This window comes from Streptomyces sp. NPDC031100 (assembly GCF_055570785.1).
Map to the genome: position 1 here is coordinate 24,028 of NZ_JBVIGN010000024.1, position 26,057 is coordinate 50,084.

General features: G+C 72.4%; 24 protein-coding genes and 2 pseudogenes. 12 read left to right on the plus strand and 14 right to left on the minus strand.

What is annotated here, in order from left to right:
* Positions 1 to 17: 17 nt before the first annotated feature.
* The 5 genes from ACZ5DS_RS41150 to xylB all read right to left on the minus strand — a co-directional run bounded on the left by ACZ5DS_RS41150 (position 18) and on the right by xylB (position 6,272).
* Positions 18 to 1,325 (minus strand): GAF domain-containing protein, encoded by a 1,308-nt coding sequence (locus tag ACZ5DS_RS41150; protein WP_468249279.1) that lies wholly within the window; start codon positions 1,323 to 1,325, stop codon positions 18 to 20.
* 79 nt (positions 1,326 to 1,404) lie between these two features.
* Positions 1,405 to 2,001: an N-acetylmuramoyl-L-alanine amidase gene (locus ACZ5DS_RS41155; protein WP_468249382.1), complete on the minus strand. Its 597-nt coding sequence runs from the start codon at positions 1,999 to 2,001 to the stop codon at positions 1,405 to 1,407.
* Between the two features lie 67 nt (positions 2,002 to 2,068).
* Positions 2,069 to 3,082, minus strand: coding sequence for an acetamidase/formamidase family protein (locus ACZ5DS_RS41160; RefSeq protein WP_468249281.1), 1,014 nt, complete (start codon positions 3,080 to 3,082; stop codon positions 2,069 to 2,071).
* 478 nt (positions 3,083 to 3,560) lie between these two features.
* Positions 3,561 to 4,769: an ROK family protein gene (locus tag ACZ5DS_RS41165; protein WP_468249284.1), complete on the minus strand. Its 1,209-nt coding sequence runs from the start codon at positions 4,767 to 4,769 to the stop codon at positions 3,561 to 3,563.
* 57 nt (positions 4,770 to 4,826) lie between these two features.
* Complete coding sequence (gene xylB / locus ACZ5DS_RS41170; RefSeq protein ID WP_468249286.1) at positions 4,827 to 6,272, minus strand: xylulokinase; 1,446 nt, start codon at positions 6,270 to 6,272, stop codon at positions 4,827 to 4,829.
* A gap of 181 nt (positions 6,273 to 6,453) precedes the next feature.
* On the opposite strand from xylB, the gene xylA reads away from it, so the two are divergent.
* On the plus strand, positions 6,454 to 7,620 hold the full coding sequence (xylA, locus tag ACZ5DS_RS41175) for a xylose isomerase (RefSeq protein ID WP_468249289.1): 1,167 nt from the start codon (positions 6,454 to 6,456) through the stop codon (positions 7,618 to 7,620).
* A 365-nt stretch (positions 7,621 to 7,985) separates the two neighbouring features.
* The gene (locus ACZ5DS_RS41180; protein ID WP_468249291.1) at positions 7,986 to 8,258 is read left to right on the plus strand and encodes a hypothetical protein; all 273 of its coding nucleotides are present in this window, start codon (positions 7,986 to 7,988) and stop codon (positions 8,256 to 8,258) included.
* Between the two features lie 11 nt (positions 8,259 to 8,269).
* Here ACZ5DS_RS41180 and ACZ5DS_RS41185 read toward each other — a convergent pair whose 3' ends face one another.
* The 3 genes from ACZ5DS_RS41185 to ACZ5DS_RS41195 all read right to left on the minus strand — a co-directional run bounded on the left by ACZ5DS_RS41185 (position 8,270) and on the right by ACZ5DS_RS41195 (position 13,864).
* A complete protein-coding gene (locus tag ACZ5DS_RS41185) occupies positions 8,270 to 9,610 on the minus strand; it encodes an esterase-like activity of phytase family protein (protein WP_468249293.1) in 1,341 nt (446 codons plus the stop codon).
* A gap of 130 nt (positions 9,611 to 9,740) precedes the next feature.
* Positions 9,741 to 11,015, minus strand: coding sequence for an SWIM zinc finger family protein (locus ACZ5DS_RS41190; RefSeq protein ID WP_468249296.1), 1,275 nt, complete (start codon positions 11,013 to 11,015; stop codon positions 9,741 to 9,743).
* A complete protein-coding gene (locus ACZ5DS_RS41195) occupies positions 11,012 to 13,864 on the minus strand; it encodes a DEAD/DEAH box helicase (protein WP_468249297.1) in 2,853 nt (950 codons plus the stop codon). The genes ACZ5DS_RS41190 and ACZ5DS_RS41195 overlap by 4 nt, the downstream gene beginning before the upstream one ends.
* A gap of 210 nt (positions 13,865 to 14,074) precedes the next feature.
* On the opposite strand from ACZ5DS_RS41195, the gene ACZ5DS_RS41200 reads away from it, so the two are divergent.
* Positions 14,075 to 14,257 (plus strand): hypothetical protein, encoded by a 183-nt coding sequence (locus ACZ5DS_RS41200; RefSeq protein WP_468249300.1) that lies wholly within the window; start codon positions 14,075 to 14,077, stop codon positions 14,255 to 14,257.
* Between the two features lie 96 nt (positions 14,258 to 14,353).
* On the opposite strand, the gene ACZ5DS_RS41205 is transcribed toward ACZ5DS_RS41200, so the two are convergent.
* Together ACZ5DS_RS41205 and ACZ5DS_RS41210 are read right to left on the minus strand one after the other, a co-directional pair.
* Positions 14,354 to 15,199: a hypothetical protein gene (locus ACZ5DS_RS41205; RefSeq protein ID WP_468249302.1), complete on the minus strand. Its 846-nt coding sequence runs from the start codon at positions 15,197 to 15,199 to the stop codon at positions 14,354 to 14,356.
* 142 nt (positions 15,200 to 15,341) lie between these two features.
* Entirely contained in the window at positions 15,342 to 15,638 is a 297-nt protein-coding gene (locus ACZ5DS_RS41210; RefSeq protein ID WP_468249304.1) for a hypothetical protein, read from the minus strand.
* Between the two features lie 98 nt (positions 15,639 to 15,736).
* Here ACZ5DS_RS41210 and ACZ5DS_RS41215 point away from each other — a divergent pair, with 98 nt between their 5' ends.
* The gene (locus ACZ5DS_RS41215; protein ID WP_468249385.1) at positions 15,737 to 16,642 is read left to right on the plus strand and encodes an oxygenase MpaB family protein; all 906 of its coding nucleotides are present in this window, start codon (positions 15,737 to 15,739) and stop codon (positions 16,640 to 16,642) included.
* On the opposite strand, the pseudogene ACZ5DS_RS41220 reads toward ACZ5DS_RS41215, so the two are convergent.
* Positions 16,619 to 17,011, minus strand: a pseudogene (locus tag ACZ5DS_RS41220) (PadR family transcriptional regulator); the annotation flags it as partial. The gene ACZ5DS_RS41215 and the pseudogene ACZ5DS_RS41220 sit on opposite strands and share 24 nt — an antisense overlap.
* Before the next feature lie 17 nt (positions 17,012 to 17,028).
* On the opposite strand from ACZ5DS_RS41220, the pseudogene ACZ5DS_RS41225 reads away from it, so the two are divergent.
* Positions 17,029 to 17,220, plus strand: a pseudogene (locus ACZ5DS_RS41225) (alpha/beta fold hydrolase); the annotation flags it as partial.
* Positions 17,221 to 17,236: 16 nt separating this feature from the next.
* Here the strand turns inward: ACZ5DS_RS41225 and ACZ5DS_RS41230 are convergent.
* Positions 17,237 to 17,836, minus strand: a complete 600-nt coding sequence (locus ACZ5DS_RS41230; RefSeq protein ID WP_468249307.1) for a class I SAM-dependent methyltransferase — start codon at positions 17,834 to 17,836, stop codon at positions 17,237 to 17,239.
* A 152-nt stretch (positions 17,837 to 17,988) separates the two neighbouring features.
* On the opposite strand from ACZ5DS_RS41230, the gene ACZ5DS_RS41235 reads away from it, so the two are divergent.
* From ACZ5DS_RS41235 to ACZ5DS_RS41255, 5 genes are all read left to right on the plus strand, one after another.
* Positions 17,989 to 18,762: an MHYT domain-containing protein gene (locus ACZ5DS_RS41235; protein WP_468249309.1), complete on the plus strand. Its 774-nt coding sequence runs from the start codon at positions 17,989 to 17,991 to the stop codon at positions 18,760 to 18,762.
* A gap of 48 nt (positions 18,763 to 18,810) precedes the next feature.
* Positions 18,811 to 21,333: a sensor histidine kinase gene (locus tag ACZ5DS_RS41240; RefSeq protein WP_468249312.1), complete on the plus strand. Its 2,523-nt coding sequence runs from the start codon at positions 18,811 to 18,813 to the stop codon at positions 21,331 to 21,333.
* Entirely contained in the window at positions 21,330 to 21,767 is a 438-nt protein-coding gene (locus ACZ5DS_RS41245) for a roadblock/LC7 domain-containing protein (protein WP_468249314.1), read from the plus strand. The genes ACZ5DS_RS41240 and ACZ5DS_RS41245 overlap by 4 nt, the downstream gene beginning before the upstream one ends.
* A gap of 18 nt (positions 21,768 to 21,785) precedes the next feature.
* On the plus strand, positions 21,786 to 22,199 hold the full coding sequence (locus ACZ5DS_RS41250) for a DUF742 domain-containing protein (RefSeq protein ID WP_468249317.1): 414 nt from the start codon (positions 21,786 to 21,788) through the stop codon (positions 22,197 to 22,199).
* A gap of 197 nt (positions 22,200 to 22,396) precedes the next feature.
* Positions 22,397 to 22,999 (plus strand): GTP-binding protein, encoded by a 603-nt coding sequence (locus ACZ5DS_RS41255; RefSeq protein WP_468249319.1) that lies wholly within the window; start codon positions 22,397 to 22,399, stop codon positions 22,997 to 22,999.
* Between the two features lie 3 nt (positions 23,000 to 23,002).
* On the opposite strand, the gene ACZ5DS_RS41260 is transcribed toward ACZ5DS_RS41255, so the two are convergent.
* Complete coding sequence (locus ACZ5DS_RS41260) at positions 23,003 to 23,431, minus strand: PPOX class F420-dependent oxidoreductase (RefSeq protein ID WP_468249322.1); 429 nt, start codon at positions 23,429 to 23,431, stop codon at positions 23,003 to 23,005.
* A gap of 92 nt (positions 23,432 to 23,523) precedes the next feature.
* Here ACZ5DS_RS41260 and ACZ5DS_RS41265 point away from each other — a divergent pair, with 92 nt between their 5' ends.
* Both ACZ5DS_RS41265 and ACZ5DS_RS41270 read left to right on the plus strand, forming a co-directional pair.
* Positions 23,524 to 23,937 (plus strand): roadblock/LC7 domain-containing protein, encoded by a 414-nt coding sequence (locus ACZ5DS_RS41265; RefSeq protein ID WP_468249324.1) that lies wholly within the window; start codon positions 23,524 to 23,526, stop codon positions 23,935 to 23,937.
* 126 nt (positions 23,938 to 24,063) lie between these two features.
* A complete protein-coding gene (locus ACZ5DS_RS41270; RefSeq protein ID WP_468249327.1) occupies positions 24,064 to 25,161 on the plus strand; it encodes a DUF6397 family protein in 1,098 nt (365 codons plus the stop codon).
* 11 nt (positions 25,162 to 25,172) lie between these two features.
* Here the strand turns inward: ACZ5DS_RS41270 and ACZ5DS_RS41275 are convergent, their stop codons facing one another.
* A complete protein-coding gene (locus tag ACZ5DS_RS41275; protein ID WP_468249329.1) occupies positions 25,173 to 26,039 on the minus strand; it encodes an acyl-CoA thioesterase in 867 nt (288 codons plus the stop codon).
* Positions 26,040 to 26,057 lie beyond the last annotated feature (18 nt).

Genomic DNA, 26,057 nt, shown 5'->3' on the forward strand with positions numbered 1-26,057 from the left:
CAGCTCCCGGCGGGAGGCTAGGCGGGCGGACGTTGCAAGGACGTTGCACCGCCGGTCGGCACGGGTGCCCGGCCTGTCGGTACGGCCAACTCGGCCTCCAGCGCCGCGAGCCGCGCCCGCACCGGTGCCGTGGGCCGCACCGCCGCGAGGGCCCGCCACACGTCGAGGTCGTCCTCGCCCCACGGCGCGTGCGCCCAGTCGACGAGCAGATCGGGGTCGCCGTGGGCGATCAGCGCCGTCCGCAGTGCGTCGGCGAGGCGACTCCGGAGCCGTACGACCGCCGGAGCCTGCGACCCCGGCAGCAGCGGGCCGCTGTACGCCTCCACCGCCGACGTGAGCGCACCCGCCCGCAGTCGCCGCTCCACGACGGTGGCGTCGGACTCGACCTGAGCCGTCAGCCGGTACGGCCGTGAGGCGAGCAGCCCCGGCCCCACCAGCCGTCTCAGCCGGGCCAGTTCGGCACGCAGGGTCACCGGGGTCACCGACTCGTCCGCGTACAGCGCGCACAGCAGCTCGTCGCCGGTGAGGCCCTCGGGATGGCGGGCGAGAAGGACGAGGATCTCGCTGTGTCTGCGGCTGAGCCTGATCCGGCCGCCGTCCAGCCGGAGTTCGGCCTCGTCGCGGCCCAGCGCGCTCAGCATGGCGGAGTCCTCGGCACGCCGGGGCGGGGCGAGCAGCGCGAGCTGGGACTCGGCTGCCCGCGCCACCGCCTGCACGAAGCCCAGACTGTGCGGATGCGCCAGCCCGTCCCCGCCGGTGATGTCGACGGCACCGAGGACCCGGCCGGTGTGCGGATCGTGCACCGGCGCGGCCGCACAGGTCCACGGCTGCACCCGCCGTATGAAGTGCTCCGCCGCGAACACCTGCACCGGCCGGTCCAGGGCTACCGCGGTACCCGGCGCATTGGTGCCGACCGCCGTCTCCGACCAGCGTGCCCCCGGCACGAAGTTCATCCCGTCCGCCAGGCGCCGGGTCGCCGGATGCCCCTCGACCCACAGCAGCCTGCCGTGCGCGTCGCACACCGCGAGCAGATGCTCGCCGTCGGCGGCGAACGTGCCCATCAGCTCCCGGAACAGCGGCATCACCCGGGCCAGCGGGTGCTCGGCCCGATAGGTGCCGAGGTCGCCGTCGGTCAGCTCCACGCGCGCGGTGCCGTCCGGCCCCACACCGGCTCGTGCGCTGCGCCGCCACGACTCGGCCACCACCGACCGCACCGGGCGCGGCACCGTGCCCGCCGTCGTGAACGTCTCGTGCGCCCGACGTATCACCCGGACGCGCTCGGCAGGGTCGGCCCCCGGCTCCAAGGCCACCCATGGATCGGTCAACTCGTCCTCCTCGGACGGTGAAACGGCTGGGACCATCGTCACGCGCCGTGTTCGCGCGGACAACCGGTGCGACGTCCGCCTAGGCGAAATTGACCATCCTGATGTAGCGGACCCAGTCCCAGTTCGGTCCCGGATCGGTGTGGTCGCTGCCCGGTACCTGGTAGTGACCGATGATGTGCTCCCTGTCCCTGGGGATGCCGTACTTGGCGCAGATCGCCGCCGTCAGCTGCGCGGACTGCTCGTAGAGGGCGTTGGTGAAATAGGCGGGCTGGTCCACCCAGCCCTCGTGCTCGATGCCGACGCTGCGGGTGTTGTAGTCCCAGTTGCCCGCGTGCCAGGCGATGTCGGCCTCGCGTACGCACTGCGCGACGTGCCCGTCGGCCGAGCGGACCACATAGTGCGCGGACACCTTCTTCTGCGGGTTCTGGAAGATGGCCAGCGTGCCCGGGTACGTCTCCTGCGTGACATGGATGATCACGCGGTCGATGTCGTAGGTGGCGGGGCGGAGGGAGGAGGTGTAGTTGGCGGTGCTCGCCGGCTGCCACTCGGCCGAGGGGTAGTCGACGGTTCCCTGCGCTCCCGCGCGGGGGTCGGGGAGCAGCGCGTAGGGGACGGCGGCGAGAGCCGCGCCTTTCAGGATCCGCCGCCTGCTGAGCCGCGGTCCGGGCGAGTTCATGTCCATCGTCGGCTGCCTTTCGTGAGCGGGTGTGGGGGCGTCACGTGCCTGGGCGACTGATGCGGCGTCAGGTGCGGAGCGCCTGGGCCGTCTCCCGCAGCCGCGCATGCATGCCGCGGTAGGTTTCCCGCGCGGGCAGCCACTCCTTGCGGAGCTTGGCCACGCACGTGTAGTTGGTGTCGCACACGTTTGCCAACGGCGATTCGACCGCCTGGGTTGCGAACTGATACGCGTCCAGCTCACTGAACCCGTAGTCGCGTACCAGCCACTGCACGAGGTCAAGCTGCGATATCCGGAACGCGTCCTCCAGCGGGCGCGCCGAGCCGGTCGAGATGAGATGCGTGTCCGATTCCAGCCTGGGCCAGGGGGTGGCGACGTCCTTGAGGAGGTCGACGATCACCACGGTGTTCATCGCGCACTCGACGGCCACCCCGCAGGTCTCGCCCTCGCCCTGCCGCGCGTGCCCGTCGCCGAGGCTGAGCAGGGCGCCTTCGACATTGACCCCCAGGTAGCAGGTGACGCCGGCCCGCATCTCGGGCGTGTCCATGTTCCCGCCGTGCGCGTCCGGGACCAGGGCCGAGCGCACCTCCAGGTTGGCGGGGGCCACGCCCACCGTGCCGTGCATCGGGTCCATGGGCAGTTCCAGCTCGATGTCACTGTCCTGCGCCCGGAAGAGGGCGGTGCGGCGGGTGCGGTCGAGCTGCCAGATCCAGACCCGCTCCGGGAGCGGCGGCTGCAGCGTCGCGGTGGTGTGGGTCGAGGTGAGCGCGCCGAAGAGGGGGACCGTGGTCGACGCGGCCCAGTCCCGGGCCGGTTCGACGGACACGAAGTGCACGGCCACGGTGTCGCCGGGTCCGGCACCCTCGATGTGGAAGGGGCCGGTCTGCGGATTGAGGAAGGGAAACTCACAGACCTCGGAGACGAGGTCCTTCTCGGACCGCACCCGGCCGGCGAAACAGTCCTCGGTGTAGAGGTCGAGAACCGTGCCGGGCTGGATGCGGGCCAGCGGGGGAGTACCTCCGAAGGTCCAGGCGTACTCGTCCGGTTCCGGACGCACGGTCAGGATGCGCGGGTCGGTCATGGTGGCGTCGGTCCTTTCGGCGAGGCGGTCATGAGGCGTGGCCGGGCGATTCGCTCTGTGATGACTCCGTCTCAGCACCCACAGCACCAGCAGCACCATCACGCCGACCACCATCCCGGCGCCGACCGCCGGCAACGCCCGCGCCAGGCCGGCCACGGCCCCGGTCGCCTCCCCGTGCATGTGTCCCCCCGATGCGTGTCAGCCGACCGTCACTCGACGCCTCGGCATCCCCTCGTGCTGCGAGCCCTCCGCCGCGAAGGCCAGGCGGCCGCGCTCGTGCGAATCACGGTACGGCGCGGGGGAGTTGGGCAGAAGGGCGCGCCGCGGTTCCGTGGACAACCCGCGAACTGTGGACAATTCGGCCACCCGATCGGGTGAGAACAGGTCGTCAGCAGGCCCCTGAAGCCCCCTGCGTCACCAGGAATGAGCAGGAGTCAGACCGCCCGGCCCACCGGGCGCCCTTACCTGCGTCGAGCCGTCAGGGACGTTCCGCGACCACGGCCGGATCGTCGAGGACGGCCCGCACGACCGAGTGGGCGGCGCCCAGGAGCGGGCCCTCGGGGCCCAGCCCGGACACCGACACGGGACAGGCCGGCCCCGCCGTACGGTCCGTCAGTTCGGCCTCCAGCGAAGGCAGCAGCCAGGGGGAGAGGCCGGCGAGCGCCCCGCCCAGAACGACCGCCTCGGGGTCGAGCAGATTGACGGCCCCGGTCAGGGCTATGCCGAGCGCTGTACCGGCGTCGCGCAGAGCCCGCCGTACCGCCTCGTCGCCCTCCTCGGCACGCGCCGCGAGCAGCCCGACCAGATCCTCGTGCGGCTCCAGCCCGGCCGCGCGCAGCACCGCCTCCTCACCGGCGTACTGCTCCAGGCACCCACGCCCGCCGCACGGGCAGGGGGGTCCGTCCGGGCGGACGGGCACATGGCCCAGCTCGCCGGCGAAGCCCCGCGTGCCGCGCAGCAGTCGCCCGTCCACGACGACCGCGGCGCCGATGCCGATCTCGGCCGACACGTGCAGGAAGTCGCGCGGGGTGCCGGAGCCGAGCCACAGCTCCGCCAGGGCACCGAAGTTAGCCTCGTTGTCCACGGTCAGCGGCAGTCCGCCGGGCAGCAACGAGCCGAGATCCGTGTCGTTCCACTCGAGGTTCGGGGCGCGTACGACCGTACGGCCGTCCCGCGCCACCAGGCCCGGGACGGCGACCGCGAGACCGGCGGGCCACAGCTCCTCGCGCTCCGCCTCGGCCACGACCCGGCGGATCAGCGCAGTCATCTCCTCGATCACCTGCCCCGGCGCGCGGCCCCGGTTCGCGCCGTGCCGCACCGCTCGGGCACGGACCGTGCCACGCAGGTCGACCGCACACACGGCGAGGTGATCGACGCCGACCTCGGCCCCGATGCCGGCCGGACCGCGCCCGCTCACCGCGAGCGCCGATCCCGGGCGGCCCACCCGGCCCGGGCGCTCCGGGCCCAGTTCCTCCAGCAGCTCCCGGCGGATCAGCTCGTCCACGAGGGTCGACACCGCCGCCCGCGTCAGTCCGATGCGCGAGGCGACCGCGGCTCGCGACAGCGGGCCCTGCGCGCTGACGGCATGCATCACCCGGGCGAGGTTGCGCCGGCGCATCCCCTGCTGGGTGTCCGGCAGGGAGCGTCCGGTACCAGCCGGTCGGCCCTCGTGCAGCGGTGCGGTCATGCCCTGGTCAATCCTCGGTGTCTGCGGCCGTGCTCAGCCCGGGGGCTGCGGTTGGGCTCAGCGGGATTCCGGCCCCCGCTCCAGCAGCGGGGCCGCGTCGGAGAGTACCCCGCTGATCCTGTTCAGCGCCGCCTCGTCCCGCTCCACGGCCTCCAGCACCGGACCCGCGGCCGTGTTCCAGCGGCGGGCCACCGCGGACGGGTCCTCGCCGGTCAGCAGCCCCGCAGCCTGCGCAGCGGCCCCGAGGGCGACCAGTTCCCGGGCCTCCGGGACCTGCACGGGCCGCCCCGACAGCCGCCGTACCGTCTGCTGCCACGCGGTGCCCCGCGCCCCGCCACCGATCAGCAGCAGAGGGGTGGTGCGGTCCGCGTCCTCGTCGAGGACCAGGTCGAGCGCCCCGAGCAGCGCGTGCACCGCGCCGTCGTAGGCCGCCTGGAGCAGCTGGCCGGCGGTCGTGTCGTGCCGCAGCCCGTGCAGCAGGCCGGAGGCGTTCGGCAGGTTCGGGGTGCGCTCGCCGTCCAGGTAGGGCAGCAGGATGACGGACGTGCCGGGCTCCACGGCCTCCCGGTCCAAGCCCAGCAGGGCCGCTACGCGGTCCACGGCGAGGGTGCAGTTCAGGGTGCAGGCCAGCGGCAGCCAGTCCCCGTGTGCGTCGGCGAAGCCCGCCACCGTGCCCGTCGGATCGGCGGGGCGGTGCCTGGAGACGGCGTACACGGTGCCCGATGTGCCCAGGCTCAGCACCGGGGTGCCCGGCCGCAGGCCGAGGCCCAGCGCGGCGGCCGCGTTGTCGCCGGTGCCCGGCGCCACCAGGGTGCCCTTGGAGAACGGCAGGTCGTGGTGCTCGCGCACGGTGCCGGCCACCTCACCGGGCCGCACCACCCGGGGCAGCAGCGCCGGGTCCAGCCCCACGTGCGCCAGCGTCTCCTCGTCGTACGCCTCCGTCCCGGACGCCCACCAGCCGGTACCCGAGGCGTCGCCGCGGTCCGTGGTTCCCTGCCCGGTCAGTCGCTCCGTGAGGTAGTCGTGGGGGAGTCGCACCGCCCTGGTGGCACGCACCGCCTCCGGCTCGTGCTCGGCCAGCCACGCCCACTTCGTCACCGTGAACGACGCCCCGGGCACGCTGCCGGTGCGCTCCGCCCAGCCTTTCGGACCGCCCAGCTCCTCGACCAGCCGGCGGGCCTGCGGTGCCGAGCGGACGTCGTTCCACAGCAGCGCAGGGCGTACCGGTTCGCCCCGCTCGTCCAGGGTGACCAAGCCGTGCTGCTGGCCGCCGACGGACACCGCGGCGGCCTCGTGCGCGGGCTCGCCGCACTGGCGCAGTGCCTCGCACAGGGCGTCCCACCACTGGCGCGGATCACTCTCCCGGCCCGCACCCGAGGACACGGTGTGCGGTGCCTGACCGCGTGCCACGACCTCCCCGGTCGCCGCGTCGACGACCAGCGCCTTCGTGGACTGGGTGGACGTGTCCACACCAACGACGAGCGGACCCTCGGCTGCTGACATCGGGTTCTCCTCTTCCGCGGCTCTGCGGGATGTGCTGTGAGCTGGCAAGACATGGGGCGACGGCACCTGGCGAAGGCACCTTGTCGGCAAAGACCCACCGTGTCTCTTCCCAGAGGTGCGACCGCATACTAATTTGTAAACGGCCATGACGAAATAGTCGTACCCAGCAAGGAGCCGCGGCATGAGCTACCAGCCCACCCCCGAGGACAGGTTCACCTTCGGCCTGTGGACCGTCGGCTGGCAGGGAAGGGACCCGTTCGGCGAGGCCACCCGCCCCGCCCTCGACCCGGTCGAGACGGTGCAGCGCCTGGCCGGGCTCGGCGCCTACGGGGTGACCTTCCACGACGACGACCTGATCCCCTTCGGGGCCACGGACACCGAGCGCGAGTCGCACATCAAACGCTTCCGCCAGGCCCTGGACGCGACCGGCATGACCGTCCCGATGGCCACCACGAACCTCTTCACGCACCCCGTCTTCAAGGACGGCGCCTTCACCGCCAACGACCGCGACGTGCGCCGCTACGCGCTGCGCAAGACCATCCGCAACATCGACCTGGCGGTCGAGCTGGGCGCGAAGACCTACGTCGCCTGGGGCGGCCGTGAGGGCGCCGAGTCCGGCGCCGCCAAGGACGTCCGCGCGGCCCTCGACCGGATGAAGGAGGCCTTCGACCTCCTGGGCGAGTACGTCACCTCACAGGGCTACGACATCCGCTTCGCCATCGAGCCCAAGCCGAACGAGCCGCGCGGCGACATCCTGCTGCCCACCGTCGGCCACGCGCTGGCCTTCATCGAGCGCCTGGAGCGCCCCGAGCTGTACGGCGTCAATCCCGAGGTGGGCCACGAGCAGATGGCCGGGCTGAACTTCCCGCACGGCATCGCGCAGGCCCTGTGGGCGGGCAAGCTCTTCCACATCGACCTCAACGGGCAGTCCGGCATCAAGTACGACCAGGACCTGCGGTTCGGCGCCGGTGATCTGCGGGCCGCCTTCTGGCTCGTCGACCTTCTGGAGAGCGCCGGTTACGAAGGACCCCGCCACTTCGACTTCAAGCCGCCGCGTACCGAGGACCTCGACGGCGTGTGGGCGTCGGCGGCCGGCTGCATGCGCAACTACCTGATCCTGAAGGAGCGTTCCGCCGCCTTCCGCGCCGACCCGGAGGTCCAGGAAGCGCTGCGCGCCTCGCGCCTCGACCAGCTGACCCAGCCGACCGCGGCGGACGGCCTGCAGGCCCTGCTCGCCGACCGCACGGCCTTCGAGGACTTCGAGGTGGAGGCGGCCGCAGCCCGCGGGATGGCCTTCGAACGGCTCGACCAGCTGGCGATGGACCACCTGCTGGGTGCGCGGGGCTGAGTGCGCACGCGCGCGTGGGTGGCCGACTCCCGAGCGGCCCGCACGCGCGCGGTTGCCGTTCTTCGGGGGCTTCGGCGAGGTGGCTGTCCTCCTGACCGGCCTCGCGCGCGAGAGACGCGGAATGGTGCGGTCCGCGGCATGAGCCGGTATCAGCTTCCGCGCGCGGGTGGCCCTGTGAGCGGTCGGTGGCGACTCTGGTCCGTATGCCCCTGCCGCCCGTACCTCCCGTGCCGCCCGAACCGCCGCACGCTACCCCGCCTCCGCCCGGTGGTTTCGGACCGCCGCCCGGCGGCTACGGCCCGCCCCCGTCGGACGAGCCGGACCGCTCATGGCCTCCGGAGCCCTCGCGACGGCGCCGCGGCCCGTTGTTCGCCGTTCTGGCTGTCCTGGTGGCCGCTGCGGCCGTCCTCGCCGTGGTGCTGATGGGCTCCGGAAGTCACAGTTCCGGGGACGACAAGGGGCCGGACGAGAGCGGCACGAGTGCGAGCCGCTCTCCCCGGCCCTCCTTCAGTCTCCCCACCGAGCTGCCCAGCCGGCTGCCGTCGCGGCTGCCGACCGAGCTGCCCTCGGGTTTCCCGACCGCCCTGCCGAGTGAGCTGGAGTCGCTGCTGCCCTCTCTCCGGGGCGAACTGCCCTGAGAGGGCCCCTCTCACAAGCCCTCGGGCAGCCGGACGTACGTCAGGGTCGTTTTGATCCCGCTGTCGACCAGACGGCCCTGAGCGTCGAACGCGCCCGCGCCGTCGGTCATCCCGAAGTCGTTGTCGTTGCTGAGAGCAAGCGTGTCGTGGTCCACGCGCGCGATGCCCTCGATCTTCCCGGGCACACCGCTCACCTTGCCCAGATCGACGACGAGCCGCTTGCTCAGCACCGGCACGCCCGCCGCGCCCGGGTCGTCCAACTGCTCCAGCGACGGAGAGGTCGTGTCGTCGTCCCAGGGGCCGCCGAGGATGTCGGCCTTGTGGCTGAGCCTGACCAGCTGCAGCCGGGCCGCCTTGTCGGTCCGCTCCTCCACCAGCAGCCCGTCACCGCCGACGGCCACCACCGAGGAGATCTTCAGCTCGGACGTGTCGTCCTCGCTGGGGTCGACGACGTTCACCGGGTCGAAACGGTAGGCGTACTCCGCGGTGACGACCTGCTTCCGCGGTGAGAAGCGCAGCAGCCGGGTCGTGCGCGAGGCTTCCCCGGCGGCCGTGTCGGGCAGCGAGAGCGGGCTCTGCAGGGCTATCACCAGGTCGCCACAGGGAAGCTGCGCCAGCCCCTCGAAGCCGCGGTTGGTCTTCCGGTGCAGCAGGACGGACGGCAGCGCCTCCACCACCGGGTAGTCGGCACCGGTGAGGTTCAGCCCCTTGGGCACGTAGCGAGTGAGCACCTTCCCGCGCGCGGAGACGTGGATGAGCGAGGGGCCGTACTCGTCCACGAGCCAGAAGGTCCCGTCCGCGGCCCGCACGATGCCCTCGGTGTCCAGACCGTTCGGGTTGTACGACAGCGGCGTCGAGGCGTCGTACGTGTACGGCGCCTCGTCGCGGCCCTTCTGGTCGGGCAGCCCGGTGACGGCCTTCCCCGAGGACGTGGTGATCGGGATCGCGTCGAGCACCTCGATCTCGTCCCCGGAGACCCGGATCTTCACGATCGCGGGGTCGAATCCCGGTACCGGGAAGGTCCGGCGCTTCTTGCCGTCGACCTTGATCTGGCCGTTGGGGCCGCGATCGGTCACGGTCCAGTACTCGCCCTTGTGCCCGGCCGGGTAGATGTCGCTGCCGATGCCCCCGAGATCCACTCCGCGGTCGTTGTCCACACTTCCGGGCAGCAGAGCGTTGCTGAACGCGCCGAGCGGGATCCCCCCGAGGGTCGCCGTACGGATGACCTGGGCGTCCCCGGACGGCGTCGCCGCGGCCGTTCCCGCGGCCACGAGGGCGGCTGCCAGGGCCAGGGGCAGGCCCGTGGCGACGGAACGGTGTGCACGGCGCCGGCCGGTGGAATGCGGGGACATCGGGCCTCCTGGGGGCAAGTTCGTTGACTGCGGCCACATTTGGGCCCCAGGAGGAACGCCGCACGACCCCGCGGTGAACAAGTGGCGTCCACGGCTCGTCGGATCGATACCGCCAACGGGTGACAGCCTGTCAAATGTCTCCCTCCGGCCGGCCCTCGGGGTCGAGCCGTGCCGCAGCCAGCGCCGTCGCCGGATCCCGGTCCGCATCGCCGGCCGGAACCCAGCGGCGGTCCTGCTCGCGGTACGGCCACCAACGGCCGTCCTGGCCGAGGCGCAGCTGAGTCCCCTCGCCCGGGACGGTCCAACGGTTGCCGGCCCGCCGGAACAACGGCTGCTCGTCCTCCTCCCAAGCCGCATCGAGAGCCGCACGCGCGCGTGCGAGGGCGGCGCCCTGCGGCTGCCACTCCTCGTCCAGCACCTCCAGGGCCGCCGCTCCTCCGGTACGCCAGGCGCGGACGGCCGTCGCCAATCCGTCACGGCCCCGGCCCGATCCTTCGGCGAGCCGGTCGGCGACAGCACCGGATGCCGGTCCGTCGGCGAGCCGAACGGCGTCCTGAGCAGCCGTCAACTCACCTTCGTCATCGGAGCCGAGGGCCCGGGCAAGCATCCGGTGGGCCTCGACGGCCGTCCGTCCGGCCAGGTACTCCAGCGCCGCAGGATCGATGCCGGGTACCGGAGCCGTCTCGGCGGCGAAGGGCGGCGGTTCGCCAGGAGTCTCCGGGAGGTCGGGCAGGGCGGGGAGCGGCGGCAGGATGCCGGCGGCTGCCCAGGCCTCGGCCGCATCCACGCCCTCGGCCTCGGCGGACCCGTCCGCGGATACGGCGCTCCGCAGATTCAGCTCCTGCAGGAACGCGCTCTCGGCCCGGCCGCGCATGAGCAGGAGGACGAAGGGATCCTCGTCCAACAGACGTGCCACCTGGTGGCACAGGGCAGCGGAGTGCCCGCAGTGGTCCCATGCGCCGCAGTCGCACTCGGGTTCCAGATCGCCCAGGCCCGGCAGGAGTTCGATGCCCCTGACCGCCGCGTCCTCGATCAGGTGAGAGGGCAGTTCCCCGTCCAGGAGCGCGGCCAGGTGCCCCGCCTGCTCCATCGCGAGGTCCAGAAATCGGGCCCACTGGTCGTCGGACAGCTCCGGTACCAGGACGTCGGCCCGCTGTGCTGCGCCCTTCGGTTCGCGGACGACGGCCGTGACCCGGCCCGGCCGCACGGTCACTGCGCCGACGCCGCCCCCGCGCGCGAGGCGGCGCCCCGCCTTCACGGCGGCGGAATCCAGCGCTGTGTCCTCCAGTGCTCCCAGCCAGGCGCGTCCCCACCAGGTCTGGGCGAACCCGCGCCCGCGCGCGGGCGGCAGCGCGGCGAACGTGCGCTCCGGACCACGGTCGTGCCCATGGGTGTAGCGGCTCATCGTGCCTCCCCGCGCAGTTCCACCAGCGCGGCCAGTTCCGCGTCGGTCAGTTCCGTCAGTGCTGCCTCGCCGGCGCCGAGCACGGCGTCCGCGAGCTCGCGCTTGCGGCCGAGCATCTCCGCGATGCGGTCCTCCACGGTTCCCTCGGCGATCAGCCGGTGCACCTGCACCGGCCGGGTCTGACCGATGCGGTACGCACGGTCGGTTGCCTGCGCTTCGACGGCCGGGTTCCACCACCGGTCGTAGTGCACGACATGCTCGGCCCGGGTGAGGTTCAGACCCGTGCCCGCGGCTTTCAGGGACAACAGGAACACCGGCACCTCGCCCGTCTGGAAGCGGTGCACCAGCTCCTCGCGCTCGGGGACCGGGGTGCCGCCGTGCAGCAGCTGCGAGGGCACCCCACGGGCCGTCAGATGCCGCTCGAGCAGGCGGGCCATCCGCACGTACTGCGTGAAGACCAGGACGCCCGAGCCTTCCGCGAGGATGGTGTCCAGTAGCTCGTCGAGCAGTTCCAGCTTCCCCGAGCGTCCCGTGAGACTCGGCTCGTCCTCCTTGAGGAACTGCGCCGGGTGATTGCAGATCTGCTTCAGCCCGGTCAGCAGCTTCATGATCAGGCCCCGGCGAGCCATGTCGTCGGTGTCCGCGATCCGACCCAGGGTCTCGCGGACCAATGCCTCGTACAGGCCTGCCTGTTCGGGTGTCAGCGCCACCGGGTGGTCGGTCTCGGTCTTCGGTGGCAGTTCCGGTGCGATCCCCGGGTCCGACTTCCGGCGCCGCAGCAGGAACGGCCGCACGAGCCGGGCGAGATGCTCCGCGGCGGCGGGATCCCGGCCGCCCTCCACCGGCTGGGCGTACCGCGCGCGGAAGGTGCCGAGGCGGCCGAGCAGGCCCGGTGTGGTCCAGTCGAGGATCGCCCACAGTTCCGTGAGGTTGTTCTCCACCGGGGTGCCCGTGAGTGCCACGCGCGCGCGTGCGCCGATGGACCGCAGCGCCCGAGCGGTCGCCGCATAGGGGTTCTTCACATGCTGCGCCTCGTCGGCGACGACCATCCCCCAGGGCACTTCGGCGAGCCGCTCGGCATCCAGGCGCATCGTTCCGTAGGTCGTGAGGACGAACTCCCCGTCCGCCAAGGAGCCGAGACCGCGCGCGGGCCCGTGGTACCGGCGCACCGGGACACCGGGCGCGAACCGCTCGATCTCGCGCTGCCAGTTGCCGAGCAGGGACGCCGGGCAGACCACGAGGGTGGGGCCGGCCGACGACGCGTCCGTCTGCCGGTGCAGATGCAGCGCGATCAGCGTGACCGTCTTGCCGAGGCCCATGTCGTCGGCCAGACAGCAGCCCAGCCCGAGCGCCGTCGTCCGGGCCAGCCAGCCGAGACCCCGCAGCTGGTAGTCGCGCAGGGTGGCGGCAAGGGCCGACGGCTGGGCGACCGGTTGCCCGGCCTCCGGATCCGCGAGCCGCTCCCGCAGCTGCTCCAGCCACCCCGTGGGCCGCACCTCCACGCGATGGCCGCCGACCTCGGCCGAGCCCGTCAGAGCGGCGGCCAGAGCCTCCACCGGGGCGATGGAGCGGTCCTCCCGGGCACGGGCGCGAACCGCTTCCCGCGGGTCGACCAGCACCCACCGGTCGCGCAGCCGCACGAGAGGACGCTTGGCCTCGGCGAGCCGGTCCAGTTCGTCGCGCGTGAGCTCCCGCCCGCCGAGCGCGAACCACCAGCGGAACGTGAGCAGGGCATCGGCCGAGAGGAACGACGGCTGCGCCGCAGCCTCCCCGTCCGGCGGACCGACCGCCGCGTGCGCCGTCAGCTCGCGCGACAGCTCCCTCGGCCAGTGCACGTCGACTCCCGCGGCGGCCAGCGCACGGGCGCCCTCGCCCAGAAGTTCGGCGATCTCGTCGTCGGCAAGGTCGACGGCGTCGGGAGCTGCGGCGGAGAGCAGAGGCGTCAGCGGGGGCCACGCCCGGGCCGCCCGGCGCAGTGCCAGCAGCGTGTCAGCCCGCGCGCGCGGGCCGAACGCATCGCACACAGGTCCCGAGCCCGCCCAGAGGCCGGCGGCGTCCGCGACATCCGCGGTCCCGCTCACGCCATGCACCTGGAGCACCGCACGGAACCGCACCGGGGCGTCGTCCTCGGCTGTGGCGTCGCGGAGACCGGGGGCCTCCACGCGCAACGACAGCCGCACGCCCGCGTCGTGGCCGGCGGCGATGTCGTCGGCCCATGCCCGCAGGTCGGGGAGATGCTGAGGCTGGGGCGCCGCGTAGGCAGCACCGCCCGTCACGAAGGGGGCTGCCGGGGAACGGGGGAGTGTGTCGGCGACCGCGTCCAGAAAGGCGCGCAGCAGCCGCTCCGGGTCGGGCAATCGGGGGCGTCCGCCGAGGGCGAGCGGTACGGCGTGGGCCTGCGGAGGCATGGCTGCGGCGAGGTCGCGGACCAGCTCCGTGTCACGCGCGGACAGCGGTCCCACGCGCCAGGCGTCGTGATCGCCCGGGGAGAGACCCGGCAGGAGCAGGCCGCGCGACAGGAAGTGCAGGGCCAGCAGACCGGCCGTGCCCCAGAAAACGGTGGCCGGGTGACACCCGGAGTGCGCGCGCACGCCCGTGAGCACGGGCAGGGCGGCGCGCACCGGCAGCAGCAGGGCGGGCAGCCTGACCCGCGCGACGGCCCGGTCCGGCGCGGGCAGCACGAGGTCCAGCTCCGAGATGGTGCCCTGGGCGACCGCAGGCAGAGCCTCGCCGTCCGGCCGCCAGAAGGCCACGTGACCGGCGCGGGCGGGGTCGGAGGGTACGAACGCCGCGCAGCAGCGGGCCAGTTCGGACAGGCCGGAATGGGGTGCCGTGGGAATCCTCTGCACAGGTCTGCCGCACTCCTCAAATTTGACTACTCGTTTCGGAGTGGCCGAGGGTACAGCACGCCGAGGGCTCACCCTGAAGGCATACGCTGTGACCTGGGCCACTAGGGGGCGCGTCTCAGGGATGTCTCAGGGTCGGGCTTCGGAACCGCAGGAAGCACGGGGCCGTTTTCAGAGCAGAGAGCGGCAGTGGCCGTGAAGGAGGCGACGCTCATGTCCAAGAACGCCAAGATCGCCGCAGGGGGCGTGGCGGTCGGTCTGATCCTGTGGATATGGCTGCCCTGGTGGGTGGCGTTCCTCATCGTGGTCGGGGTCCCGGTCGCTGCGTACCTGGCGCTGGACCCCTCCCAGCGGCGCAGGCTCCGCCGGGTCACCCGCAAGGAACTCGGCCGCTGAGAGACGGGTGAAGGGGCCAGGCGCGGCGCCGGGTGGCTGTACGGGCGCTCCGGGCCGTCGGGGACCGTGCTTCCGTAAGAGCACGGCCCCCGTCGGTCAACTGGGTCGCACGGCCAACTTATCGAGGGCCTCCAGGAGGCCGGGCAGTTCGGGGCCCCGGCCCACGGGCAGGACCTCACCGGGCTCCTCGTCGAGCAGCACGAACGCGATGTCGTCGGTGCGCGCCACCATCGACCACCCTGGCCCGTCGGCGCGCAGCGTCCGGGCGTCGCCCGGGGCGAACGAAGAGCGCACCCGGCCGAGCGGCGGCGGCGAGTCGATGTAGCCATGCGCCTCCGCCAGCACGCGCCGGACGCCCTGGTGGCCGCCCTTCGGCGCGCTGTCCTCGCCGTCCGTCGCCTCTGCCGTCTGCGTCGTCTCTGCCCTCTCGCCGGGCGCGGAGAAGTAGTCGTCGCCTATCTGGTCACGCCAGGCCGCCCACTGCAGCGCGATCTCGTCGGCGCCCAGGCGTCGCTGGGCCGGTCCCCAGGAAGTGGTGTCCGGCGGGGTCAGGACGGGCCCGTCCGAGACCTCAGGGGCCGGGTCGTGCGGTGCGGGCACACCGGGTGCGGCGACCGCGACCGCGAGCGGCCAGCCCGGCAGAGCGGCCACGACCGTGCGCTCGTCCGGAGACAGCTCGTACTCCATGCCGCAGTCCCAGGACGCGATCGCCACGGCGACCAGCGAGACGTCGTCGATGACCACCGTCCAGCGGGCACCGTCACCGTCCTGCCCGAGCACCAGGCCGTACCCGTCGGCGCGCGGCGCCAGGCCCAGCGCCGCGCAGGCCTCCGGGTAGTCGTCGCCCAGCACGCTCGGAAACTGCGCCGACGTCAGCAACACCGCCGTGAGCACATACAGCGCCTCGTCCGCGGCGACGGCCTCCTCGTCCGTCCCAGCCATCCCTGCCTCCCCAGTGGTTCGCCCATCGGCGCGCACCCTAGTGCGAGCGGAAGCCGCTTGTCACGACTCCGCACACCACGCGGAGCTGCAGGTTTCCACCTGGACAGGGGCGAAATGACCGCCGCCGGGGACGGCGTTCCCGTCAGGCCGCGGGCAGCCCGAGGAGGTCTCGGGCAACCGCCCGGGGCGACTCGTCGCGCTCCCGGGCGAGTGCGATGACGGCCCGGCACGCCAGCTCGTTCACACCGAACGAGAGCGCCTCCGGCGACACCCATGCCGCCGCCTCGTCGATCCGGTCCTGATCGTCCTCCGCGTGGGCCGCCACATAGGCGGCCGCCGCTTCGAACAAGTTGTGTGCACGCCGGTCCAGGGTGCCCGACGCCTCCTCGGGCGACGAGGTGCGGAATCTGGCGGCGTACTTGCGTATTGCGTCGAACACGTGCTCCACCTTCCCCCTGAACGGGGTCGTCAATGATCGCTCAGCTGCTGCTGTCCAACGTAGAGTTGGAACTTCGGCGGCAGAAGGGGGACGGCACGGTGAAGCGCTTCGAGCGGCTCGAGCAGATCCGCAGGATGGACCCGGTGGCGGACGCCCTGGAGATCTATCGGCTGAGCGTTGCGTTCGAATTCCCATGGGACTACGCCCGCGCTCTGGAGCTCGCCCTGTACCGCACCTACGCCGTTCCCGCCATCGGGCGGCTGCTCGCCGAGACGGCGGAGCTGACCGGGCGTACGCAGAAGCGGTACGACGACACCGCGCTGCTCCTCGACGCCATCGTGGAGCACGGCTTCGACGCCGACGAGGGGCGCACCGCCATCCGCCGTATCAACCAGATGCACCGCAGTTACGATGTCAGCGACGACGACCTGCGGTACGTGCTGTCCACCTTCGTGGTGGTGCCCAAGCGCTGGATCGATACCTACGGCTGGCGTCGCCTGTCCCGACACGAGATCGTCGCCACCACCGAGTACTACCGCACCCTCGGTCGGCACATGGGCATCCCGGGCATCCCCGAGACATACGAGGAGTTCGAAACGCTCCTCGATGCCTACGAGGAGGCGAACTTCGCCTGGGACGAGCAGGCGCGGCGTGTCTCCGACGCGACGCTCGACCTGATGGCGTCCTGGTACCCGAGCCCGCTGGCACCCCTGCTGCGCACGACTACGCTCGCCCTGCTCGACGAGTCGCTGCTGCGCGCCTTCCGCTACACGCCGCCGGGCGCCGCCACGACCGCGCTCGTGCGCCGCGCGGTCCGGACGCGCGGCCGTCTGGTCCGGCTCCTGCCGCCGCGCCGTGCACCGCACTTCGCGCGGCAGAACCGGGAGATCAAGGGCTATCCGAACGGCTATCGGCTCGCCGACCTGGGCACCCGCCCGGTCCCGGGCACGGGTGACTGTCCTGTCCGGCACCTGGACACCTCAGCGGCCGACACCCTCGAGTGAGGCGAGGGTGTCGCGCAGCCAAGCCAGTTCGGCCCGGCTCGTGGCACGCGCGATGGTGAGGATGCCACGCCGGAACGGGTCCTCCAGCTCCTCGGCGGCCAGCGGCCGGTCACCGTCGTAGAAGAAGCTCGCCGGTTCCTCCAGGAAGGCCAGCCGACGCCGTGGAACGGCCGCCTGAGCCGCGGGGTCGTCCAGGTGGCGCAGGAACGCGAGCAGCGTGAACCAGTGGTTCTCGTCGGTGATCTCGCGCTGGACTGGGTCGGCGAGACGGCGTCGCAGCTCTTGCTGGCCCTCCTCGGTGAGCGTCAGTACGTGCCGCGGCGCGGCCACCGCACCGGGTTCGGTCGCCCGCGCGCGCGTACCTGCACGGACTCGGCTCGGTCTCGGCCCGGTTGGTCCTCACGGAGGCCACCCTGGACGCTTTCCCGCCGCAGACGGCCGCCAGCAGCAGAATCGCTGCCTACGGGGAGGACGAATTCGTCGAAGGGGAGTACGCGCGCGTGCTGGAGGCCGTCGGCCCGCTGTGGGCGGCCACCATGCGGCTGGCCGATCCGCGTGCGCTGCACCGCAGCGCCGTATGATCCGTCCCGGCCGTCAGTTCTCGCGCATCGCCCGTACGAGGAAGCGGGCGTCCTCGTCGACGTACGACGTCATGCGCCATCCCGAACGGGCCAGGAGAGGCCCGAGATTGGCCTCTGCCCTCAGGTCGTCGGGGGTGATCTGCCGCCCCTGACGTGCCGCCAGGGCCGCCCGGCCGATGGGATGGAACAGTGCCAGTGTGCCGCCCGGTCGCACCACGCGGACCAACTCGCGCAGGTTCTCGGCGGGCCTCGGCAGGTGGGCGACCAGCCCCGCTGCGAACACGGCGTCCAGGGACCCCGATCGCAGCGGCAGCGCGGTGACGTCCGCGAGCACCAGCCGCCCGTCCCGATTCCGGCCGGCCCGTATGGCGGCCTGGAGCATCGCCGGGGTCAGATCGACCCCGGCCACCACTCCGGAGGGCCCCACGGCGGCACGCAGGGGCGTCAGGGCGCGGCCGGTGCCGCAGCCCGCGTCGAGCACGCGGTCCCCCGGGCGCAGGCCCAAGTCCGCGACGGCGGCCGCGTAGGCGGGATCGTCGTCGGGAAACCTGCTGTCCCAGTCCGCCGCCCGTGCGGTGAAGAACTCCTGCACATGTGTGTGGTCATCGCTCATGCTCCGCATGATTCCTCACCGACACGGGGGATATGACTGCGCGCACGTTCGAGCTGGACGCGATCGTTCCATCGCCTGTCTGTGTCATATTCCAACAGCTTTCGAAATGCGCCCCCTTTGTGCGCCCCTGCCCCGGCTAGCGTCCCGGGGCCATGGGACACCTGGACCACGCCGCCTTCGGCTGGCTGACCCCCGCGCTGTCGTACGTGATGGCCTGCATAGGCGCCGCACTGGGACTGCGCTGCACCGTGCGCGCGCTGGCCACCACCGGCCGGTCACGCCGCAATTGGCTCGTCACCGCCGCCTCCGCGATCGGGACGGGCATCTGGACGATGCACTTCGTGGCCATGCTCGGCTTCCGCGTCAGCGGCACCGACATCCGCTACAACGTGCCGTTGACCATCCTCAGCCTCATCGTCGCCATGGTCGTCGTCTGCGCCGGCGTCTTCGCCGTCGGCTACGGCCGGGACCGCAACCGGGCGCTCCTCCTCGGCGGGCTCACCACCGGGCTGGGCGTCGCCAGCATGCACTACCTGGGCATGGCGGCGGTACGCCTGCACGGCCACGTGCAGTACGACCCCGCCCTCGTCGGGCTCTCGGTCCTGATCGCCGTCGTGGCGGCGACCGCGGCCCTGTGGGCGGGGCTCAACATCAAGTCCCCGCTCGCGGTCACCCTCGCCTCCCTCGTCATGGGGGCGGCCGTCAGCAGCATGCACTACACCGGGATGTTCGCGGTGAGCGTGCGTGTCACCCCTTCCGGCCAAGCGCTGCCCGGGGCCACGGCGATGCAGTTCATCTTCCCCCTCGCCGTCGGCCTCGGGTCCTATCTCTTCCTCACCTCGGCCTTCGTCGCCCTCTCGCCCACGGCCGACGAGCGCGAGGCGTCCGCCTCGGCCCAGCGGCCCGTCCAGAGCGTCGCAAGCTAGCGGGAGCCCGGCCCCGGAGCCCCGACCCACGTCCCGAGCGAGGAGGCCATGCGCCCACCCCGTAGCAACTCCCGAGCCGGCATCCCGGCGCAGTCCCCGCCCCCGCCGCGCGGCCGCCGTGCACACGCCGGACCGCCGGCCGACGAGAATGCGGCCCGCCCCCTCGACGCACAGCCGGGCACCACGCCCCCGCGCGCGGGCCGTTGGCGCTCACGTCCCCGCACGGTGCGCGCCAAGGTGGTCTGCCTGCTGATGGTGCCCGTCATCTCGCTGCTCGCCCTGTGGGCGTACGCCACCGTCAGCACCGCCCAGGACGTCGCCCGGCTGCGCCAGTCCCAGCGGGTCGACGCCGAACTGCGCGCCCCGGTGGCCGCCGCTGTCACCGCACTGCAGACCGAGCGGGCCGCCGCCGTGCGCTACGCCGCCGACCCGGGGGCCGGACGCGGCGACGACCTCGAAGGCCTCGCCGCCCGTACCGACCGCGCGGTGGCCAGACTCCGGCTCGGCGCCGACCACACCGTCGCCGACAGCCAGGAACTGCCCGTCGGAGTCGCCGGACGCCTCGAGGAGTTCGTCACCGAAGCGGGACACCTGCGCGCGCTGCGCACCGCCGTACACGACCACAAAGCCGGCTGGAGCGAGGCGTACATCCAGTACACGAAGACGATCGCCACGGCCTTCACGGTCGACGGCGCCCTCACCGGCATCCAGCAGGCCGACGTCGGCTCCGACGCGCGCGTGCTGCTCGAGTTCTCCCGCGCCACCGAGGCGCTGGCCCAGGAGGACGCCGTCCTCGGCAGCGCGCGCCCGGCCGCAGGGATCCAAGGCGAACGGCAGCGGCTGTTCGGCGCCTCCGTGGCCACGCGCCGCACCCTCACCGAGGCGGCCGTCGCCGACCTGCCCGGCTCCCAGCGCGCCGCTTGGCGCGACCTGGCGGGCAGCAGCGCCTACACCGGGCTCACCGCCACCGAGGACAAGATCCTCGCCGCCGGCCCCGGCGCCAAGGCGGTCGACACCGCACCGGCGAGCGCCTGGAACACCGCCCACGCGCGCGTGCAGGACGGAATGCGGACCATCGCCTCGGACACCGGCCGTGCGGTTGCGGGCCGCGCCGACCCGGTCACGCGCGGCATGCTGACCCCCGCGGGCGCCGCGGTGCTCTTCGGCCTCGCCGCCGTCGCCGCCTCGCTCGTCATCTCCGTCCGCATCGGACGGGCCCTCGTGGTCGAGCTGGTGAGCCTGCGCAACGACGCCCTGGAGATCGCCCGCCGCAAACTCCCCGCAGCGATGCGGAAACTGCGCGCCGGCGAGGAGATCGACATCCAGGCCGAAGCGCCGGCCGGACCGTCCGCCGAGGACGAGACCGGCCAGGTCGCCGAAGCCCTGACCACCGTCCACCGCGCGGCCCTGCACGCAGCCGTGGAGCGCGCCGAACTCGCCAGCGGCATCTCCGGAGTCTTCGTGAACCTGGCCCGGCGCAGCCAGGTGCTGGTCCATCGTCAGCTCAGCCTGCTGGACAGCATGGAGCGGCGCTCCGACGACCCCGACGAGCTGAGCGACCTCTTCCGCCTCGACCACCTCACCACCCGCATGCGCCGCCACGCCGAGAGCCTGATCATTCTCTCCGGCGCCGCACCCGGCCGGGCCTGGCGCATGCCGGTGTCCCTCACGAACGTCGTACGCGCGGCCGTCTCCGAAGTCGAGGACTACGCGCGCGTGGAGGTACGGCAGTTCCCGGAGGCGCACGTCATCGGCACGGCGGTGGCCGACCTCACCCACCTGCTCGCCGAACTCGTCGAGAACGCGGCTCAGTTCTCGCCGCCTCACACGCGCGTGCGCGTCACCGGCGAGCCCGTCGGCAACGGCTACGCCCTCGAAGTCGAGGACCGCGGCCTCGGCATGGGCGCCGACACCCTCGCGGAGGCCAACCGGCGGATCGAGCAGTCCGAGGCCCTCGATCTGTTCGACAGCGACCGCCTCGGACTCTTCGTGGTCAGCAGACTCGCCTCCCGGCACGGCATCAAGGTGCACCTGCGCACCTCCCCCTACGGAGGCACCACCGCGGTCGTCCTGGTGCCCACCGCCCTGCTGCACACCGGTTCCGCGCAACGCCCCGCGCGCGCGGAGGTGGAAGCACGGCCGGAGCAGCCGCGCGCGTACGCGCGCGTGCCCGATGCACCCCCGCCTCCCAGCGCGGTCACCGCACAGACGGGCCGGCCCACCCTCGCCGTCACCACTCCGGCCGCGCCGCCCCCCGCACCCGAACCCCCGCCCCCCGGAGTCACCGCCTTGAGGCTGCACCGTCCGCCCGGTGACTCCGAACCCTCCGACGACCTCCCGCGCCGCGTGCGCCAGGCGAGCCTCGCCCCCCAACTCCGCCATCAACGCCCCGAAGAGCCGAGCCCGGCACCCGCCTCGCGCGGCGACGACCGGCGCACCCCCGAACTCGTACGGGACCGCATGGCGGCCTACCGCGACGGCTGGGCACGCGGCGGCGGCAGGAAGCCCGGCCGCGCGGCCGCCCCGGAACCCGCATCGGGCAGTGACACCACTGAAGGAGACCCGGCATGATCCAGGACCCGAACATGAGGGACGCCCAGCGATCCGGCGAACTCGACTGGCTGCTGGACGACCTGGTGATGCGCGTGGGCGAGGTACGACACGCCGTCGTGCTGTCCAACGACGGCCTCGCCGTCGGCGCCTCCACCGGCCTCGCCCGGGAGGACGCGGAGCACCTCGCCGCCGTGGCCTCCGGTTTCAACAGCCTCGCCAAGGGCGCGGGACGGCACTTCGGAGCCGGCGGCGTCCGGCAGACCATGGTGGAGATGGACGACGCCTTCCTCTTCGTGGCCGCCGCCGGCGAAGGTTCCTGCCTCGCCGTGCTCACCGCCGTCACCGCCGACATCGGCCTCGTCGCCTACGAGATGGCACGACTGGTCAAGCGCGTGGGCGAGCACCTCTACACGGCGCCCCGCGTCGCCGCCCAGCCCCCCGCCGCAGGATGAGCCGGAGGGGCCGCACCGATGACCGAGAACCCTCCCGGCGGCCCGCGCGAGCAGGGCAGCCAGTGGTACGACGGCGAAGCCGGGCCCCTGGTCCGCCCCTATGCGATGACCGGCGGACGCACGCAGCCCGGCCCCACCGGAGTGAGGTTCGACCTGATAGCCCTCGTCACCCTCGACCCCGCCGCACCGACGCTGGACGACGACACCCTCCTCGGCCCCGAACACCGGGGCCTGGTCGACCTGTGCCGCGTGGAGACGCAGTCCGTCGCCGAACTCGCAGCCGACGCAGACCTCCCGGTGGGCGTGGTCCGCGTGCTCCTCGGCGACCTGCTGGAACTGGGCTGTGTCACCATCAGCCGCCCGGTCCCCCCGGCTCACCTGCCGGACGAACGGATTCTGCGCGAGGTCATCGAAGGACTGCGGGCGCTGTAGATGAACATTCACAACCCGACGGACGCCTCGTCGCACCCCGTTCCGTGCGCGACCCGGAACCGACCGGGCGAGAAACGGTCACATCAGGCGTATTCCGATCCGATCCCCCGAAAGGACGCCGGAGTTGTCACGATGCTGACTTCCTGTCCCGAGCACCTCGACCCCGCCTGCAGCCGGCCTTCCCGAGAGAAGTGATCATGGTCTCCGAGCACTCCGACGCCGCCGGCGACATGTCCGCCCTGGCGCTGAAGATACTGGTCGCCGGCGGCTTCGGTGTCGGCAAGACGACCCTCGTCGGGGCCGTCAGCGAGATCCGCCCGCTGCGCACCGAGGAACTCCTCAGCGAGGCCGGTCAGTTGGTGGATGACACCGACGGCGTGGACCAGAAGGTCACCACGACCGTCGCCATGGACTTCGGGCGCATCACCATCCGCTCCGGTCTCTCCCTGTACCTCTTCGGCACACCCGGGCAGGACCGGTTCTGGTTCCTGTGGGACGAACTCTCGCAGGGCGCCCTCGGTGCCGTGGTCCTCGCCGACACCCGCCGGCTGGAGGACTGCTTCCCGGCGGTCGACTACTTCGAACACCGGCGCATTCCGTTCGTGGTGGCCGTCAACTGCTTCGCCGGAGCACGCAGCTACGGCGCCCACGACGTCTCCCGGGCCCTTGATCTGGACCAGGGGACACCCGTGGTGCTGTGCGACGCGCGTGACCGGGACTCCGGAAAGGAGGTACTGGTCCGCCTCGTCGAGTACGCCGGGCGGATGCACGCCGCCCGGCTGCTGGACTCGGTGGGCTGAGCCTCAGCCGGTGAGGTCCTTGAACGCCACCACCTTGTCCACGGTGACCCGGACCAGCAGCTCGCCCGGAACGCCGTTGCGAGCGCCGAACTCCTCCGCGCGCTCCTCTCCCATGTAACGAGCCGCGATCCGGGTGGCCCAATGGCGCAACTCGTCCAGCTCCTCCGACAGCTGGGCGCGCCCGCTCAGTACCGCGAAGTGGAAGGGTGGCCGGTCGTCGTCCACGCAGAGGGCGATCCGTCCGTCACGGGCGAGATTGCGCCCTTTCACGGTTTCCTTGCCGGTGTTGAAGACCAGTTCGTCCCCGTCCAGCAGGAACCAGACCGGTGCCACATGTGGGCTCCCATCGGCGCTGACGGTGGACAGCTTGCCGGTTCGGGTGCCGTACGAGACGAACGCCCGCCATTCCTCATCGGTCATCTTCTGTGCCATACGCCCATCCTGCTTGCCCGGATGCCGGTCGTGGGGAAGGCTGGCGGACAGATCCTCCAGCCAGGGGGAGGCGTCACACGGGGAGACGGAACATGGCGCAGAACCAGGGACTCGGCTGGCTCCTGGACGATCTGACCGAGCGGGTGGACCATGTGCGGCACGCGCTGGTCCTGTCCAACGACGGGCTGGTCGCGGGAGCGAGCACAGGCCTTCGCCGCGAGGACGCCGAGCATCTTGCCGCGGTCGCGTCCGGGCTGCACAGTCTGGCCAAGGGTTCGGGACGTCACTTCGGGGCGGGCGCAGTGCGCCAGACGATGATCGAGTACGACGACGCCGTCCTGTTCGTGACCGCCGCCGGCACCGGAAGCTGCCTGTGCGTGCTCAGCGGCGCGGAAGCCGACATCGGCCAGATCGCCTACGAGATGACCCTGCTCGTCAACCGCGTCGGCGAACACCTCGGCGTGGACGCCCGGCACCCCGAGCGAGCCCCCATATCCGACCTCTGACCTGCGCATTCACCTCGCCCCGCAGAGTTATCCACAGGCTCGCCACGGATGGCGCCCGACCGGCTACGGTGTGTGCACGGTGAACGCACAGGGCGTGAGCCACCCGCTCCACGGGGGAGTACGACCATGTCGGGAAGCAGCTTCGTCCCATCCCGCCCCATCACCTACGCGCCGAGCCGTGCAGCGCGTGAACTGGGGCTGAAACTAGGCGAGTTCGACCTCGCCGTCCATCTCGGCCGTATCCGCACGGTGCCCGACGAGGGCGGAGGCGGAAGCGGGGGCCGCCGGGTCGAGCCGGCCGAGATCGACCGGCTGCGCGCCCAGCCCGGCTTTCCCGAAACCCTCCGCGAGCGCGTGCACGTCGTGGGCACAGTGGAGGGCGCCGCGCTCATGGAGATCTCCGCGGGCAGGTTCACCCGGCTCGCCCGCCTGGGCCTGCTGGTTCCGGTGCGCTTCTACCTCAACCGCTATCGAGCCGTGGTCTGGCTCTATCTGGCCGAGGAGCTACGGCAGTTCGCGGACGAGGACCAGAACGCGCACCTTCTCAAGGGGCGTACGCCGGAGAGCCTGAGGGGTCAGCTCGCGGACGGGGTGGACCTGCGGGCCCGCAACTGGCGGGGACGGCAGCTCGGATTCCTGCTGGGGCAGGCCGAGGCCCCATGGGCGCGGGCCGGGGCTGTGGCCGCCTTCCTCCCGCCCGTCGAGATCGCGGACGTCGTCAAGGATCCTTATGAGCGTGCCCAGCTGAACCGCTTCCGGTCCGCTCTGCCCGACCACGGAGCGCCGGGATCGCCTTCCGCGCACCTTGCCGATCAGATCATGACGGCGCAGGACCCGGACGAGATCGATTGGTTGCGCAGCGACCTGGCCCACGCGGTGGAACAGGCGCGCGCCCTCGCGCCGGCTCCGCGCCCGGCCGCGCGCCACGCCGACCCCGCACGACGGGTGCCCGTACGCCACAACCGGCCTGTGACGCGCACCGCTGTACGGCACACGGGGCACGAGGACGGCACCCCCGCACTGCGCACCGCGCGCCCGGACCGCCCGGCCGCGCTGCACACGGCGCCCGAGGTGGTGCCGACCCTGCCGACCGCGGCGTACACCGTGCCCAAGACTGCGCCGGACACGCCCCGCGATCACGAGCCCGGGCAGCGGACACCGCGGCAGACCCGTGGACTGCGGACCTGGCTGCGTCGCAGAAACCCCCGGCCCGCGAGGGTCTGAACCCCGCTCTGCTACAGGGCTCGGAACAGACCTTCCTGGACGACGGAGACGAGCAGCCGCCCCTGCAGGTCGTAGATGCGCCCACGGGCCAGGCCGCGCCCGCCGGTGGCGATCGGGGACTCCTGGTCGTACAGGAACCACTCGTCCGCGCGGAACGGCCGGTGGAACCACATGGCGTGGTCCAGCGAGGCCAGGTCGAAGTTCCGCGGACCCCACAGGGGTTCGACCGGGATGCGGACCGCGTCCAGGAGGGTCATGTCACTGGCGTACGTCAGCGCGCACGTGTGGACGAGCGGGTCGTCACCCAGCGGCCCGACCGCGCGCATCCACACGGCGCTGCGCGGCTCGGCCCCTTGTATCTCCTCGGCGTTCCAGCGCAGTCGGTCGACGTAACGGATGTCGAAGGGCTGGCGGCGTGCCATCCGCTCCAACTGTTCCGGTAGCGCGCCCAGATGCTTGCGGATCTCCTCGGTCACCGTCGGCAGTGACTCCGGGTGCGGCACCTCACGGGCCGGCGGCAGTTGGTGCTCGAACGGTCCTTCCTCAGGCTGATGAAAGGAGGCGGTCAGATTGAAGATCGTCCGGCCCTGCTGCACGGCCGTGACCCGGCGCGTCGTGAACGAGCGCCCGTCGCGGACCCGCTCCACCTGGTACACGATCGGCACGCCCGGCCGGCCCGGGCGCAGGAAGTACGCGTGCAGCGAGTGCACGGGGCGGTCGCCGTCCGTGGTGCGCCCGGCGGCGACCAGTGCCTGGCCCGCCACCTGGCCGCCGAAGACCCGCTGCAGGGACTCCTGCGGGCTTCGGCCACGGAAGATGTCGACCTCGATCTGCTCCAGGTCGAGCAGGTCGACCAGTCTCTCGGCCGGGTTCGTCATGGGTGGGCTTCTCCTGTG

What these genes read in the sequence shown, in the direction of transcription:
- ACZ5DS_RS41155 (WP_468249382.1), bottom strand. Translation starts at nt 2,001, where the DNA reads ATGAACTCGCCCGGACCGCGGCTCAGCAGGCGGCGGATCCTGAAAGGC.
- ACZ5DS_RS41160 (WP_468249281.1), bottom strand. Translation starts at nt 3,082, where the DNA reads ATGACCGACCCGCGCATCCTGACCGTGCGTCCGGAACCGGACGAGTAC.
- ACZ5DS_RS41165 (WP_468249284.1), bottom strand. Translation starts at nt 4,769, where the DNA reads ATGACCGCACCGCTGCACGAGGGCCGACCGGCTGGTACCGGACGCTCC.
- xylB (WP_468249286.1), bottom strand. Translation starts at nt 6,272, where the DNA reads ATGTCAGCAGCCGAGGGTCCGCTCGTCGTTGGTGTGGACACGTCCACC.
- xylA (WP_468249289.1), top strand. Translation starts at nt 6,454, where the DNA reads ATGAGCTACCAGCCCACCCCCGAGGACAGGTTCACCTTCGGCCTGTGG.
- ACZ5DS_RS41185 (WP_468249293.1), bottom strand. Translation starts at nt 9,610, where the DNA reads ATGTCCCCGCATTCCACCGGCCGGCGCCGTGCACACCGTTCCGTCGCC.
- ACZ5DS_RS41190 (WP_468249296.1), bottom strand. Translation starts at nt 11,015, where the DNA reads ATGAGCCGCTACACCCATGGGCACGACCGTGGTCCGGAGCGCACGTTC.
- ACZ5DS_RS41200 (WP_468249300.1), top strand. Translation starts at nt 14,075, where the DNA reads ATGTCCAAGAACGCCAAGATCGCCGCAGGGGGCGTGGCGGTCGGTCTG.
- ACZ5DS_RS41205 (WP_468249302.1), bottom strand. Translation starts at nt 15,199, where the DNA reads ATGGCTGGGACGGACGAGGAGGCCGTCGCCGCGGACGAGGCGCTGTAT.
- ACZ5DS_RS41230 (WP_468249307.1), bottom strand. Translation starts at nt 17,836, where the DNA reads ATGAGCGATGACCACACACATGTGCAGGAGTTCTTCACCGCACGGGCG.
- ACZ5DS_RS41235 (WP_468249309.1), top strand. Translation starts at nt 17,989, where the DNA reads ATGGGACACCTGGACCACGCCGCCTTCGGCTGGCTGACCCCCGCGCTG.
- ACZ5DS_RS41240 (WP_468249312.1), top strand. Translation starts at nt 18,811, where the DNA reads ATGCGCCCACCCCGTAGCAACTCCCGAGCCGGCATCCCGGCGCAGTCC.
- ACZ5DS_RS41245 (WP_468249314.1), top strand. Translation starts at nt 21,330, where the DNA reads ATGATCCAGGACCCGAACATGAGGGACGCCCAGCGATCCGGCGAACTC.
- ACZ5DS_RS41250 (WP_468249317.1), top strand. Translation starts at nt 21,786, where the DNA reads ATGACCGAGAACCCTCCCGGCGGCCCGCGCGAGCAGGGCAGCCAGTGG.
- ACZ5DS_RS41255 (WP_468249319.1), top strand. Translation starts at nt 22,397, where the DNA reads ATGGTCTCCGAGCACTCCGACGCCGCCGGCGACATGTCCGCCCTGGCG.
- ACZ5DS_RS41260 (WP_468249322.1), bottom strand. Translation starts at nt 23,431, where the DNA reads ATGGCACAGAAGATGACCGATGAGGAATGGCGGGCGTTCGTCTCGTAC.
- ACZ5DS_RS41265 (WP_468249324.1), top strand. Translation starts at nt 23,524, where the DNA reads ATGGCGCAGAACCAGGGACTCGGCTGGCTCCTGGACGATCTGACCGAG.
- ACZ5DS_RS41270 (WP_468249327.1), top strand. Translation starts at nt 24,064, where the DNA reads ATGTCGGGAAGCAGCTTCGTCCCATCCCGCCCCATCACCTACGCGCCG.
- ACZ5DS_RS41275 (WP_468249329.1), bottom strand. Translation starts at nt 26,039, where the DNA reads ATGACGAACCCGGCCGAGAGACTGGTCGACCTGCTCGACCTGGAGCAG.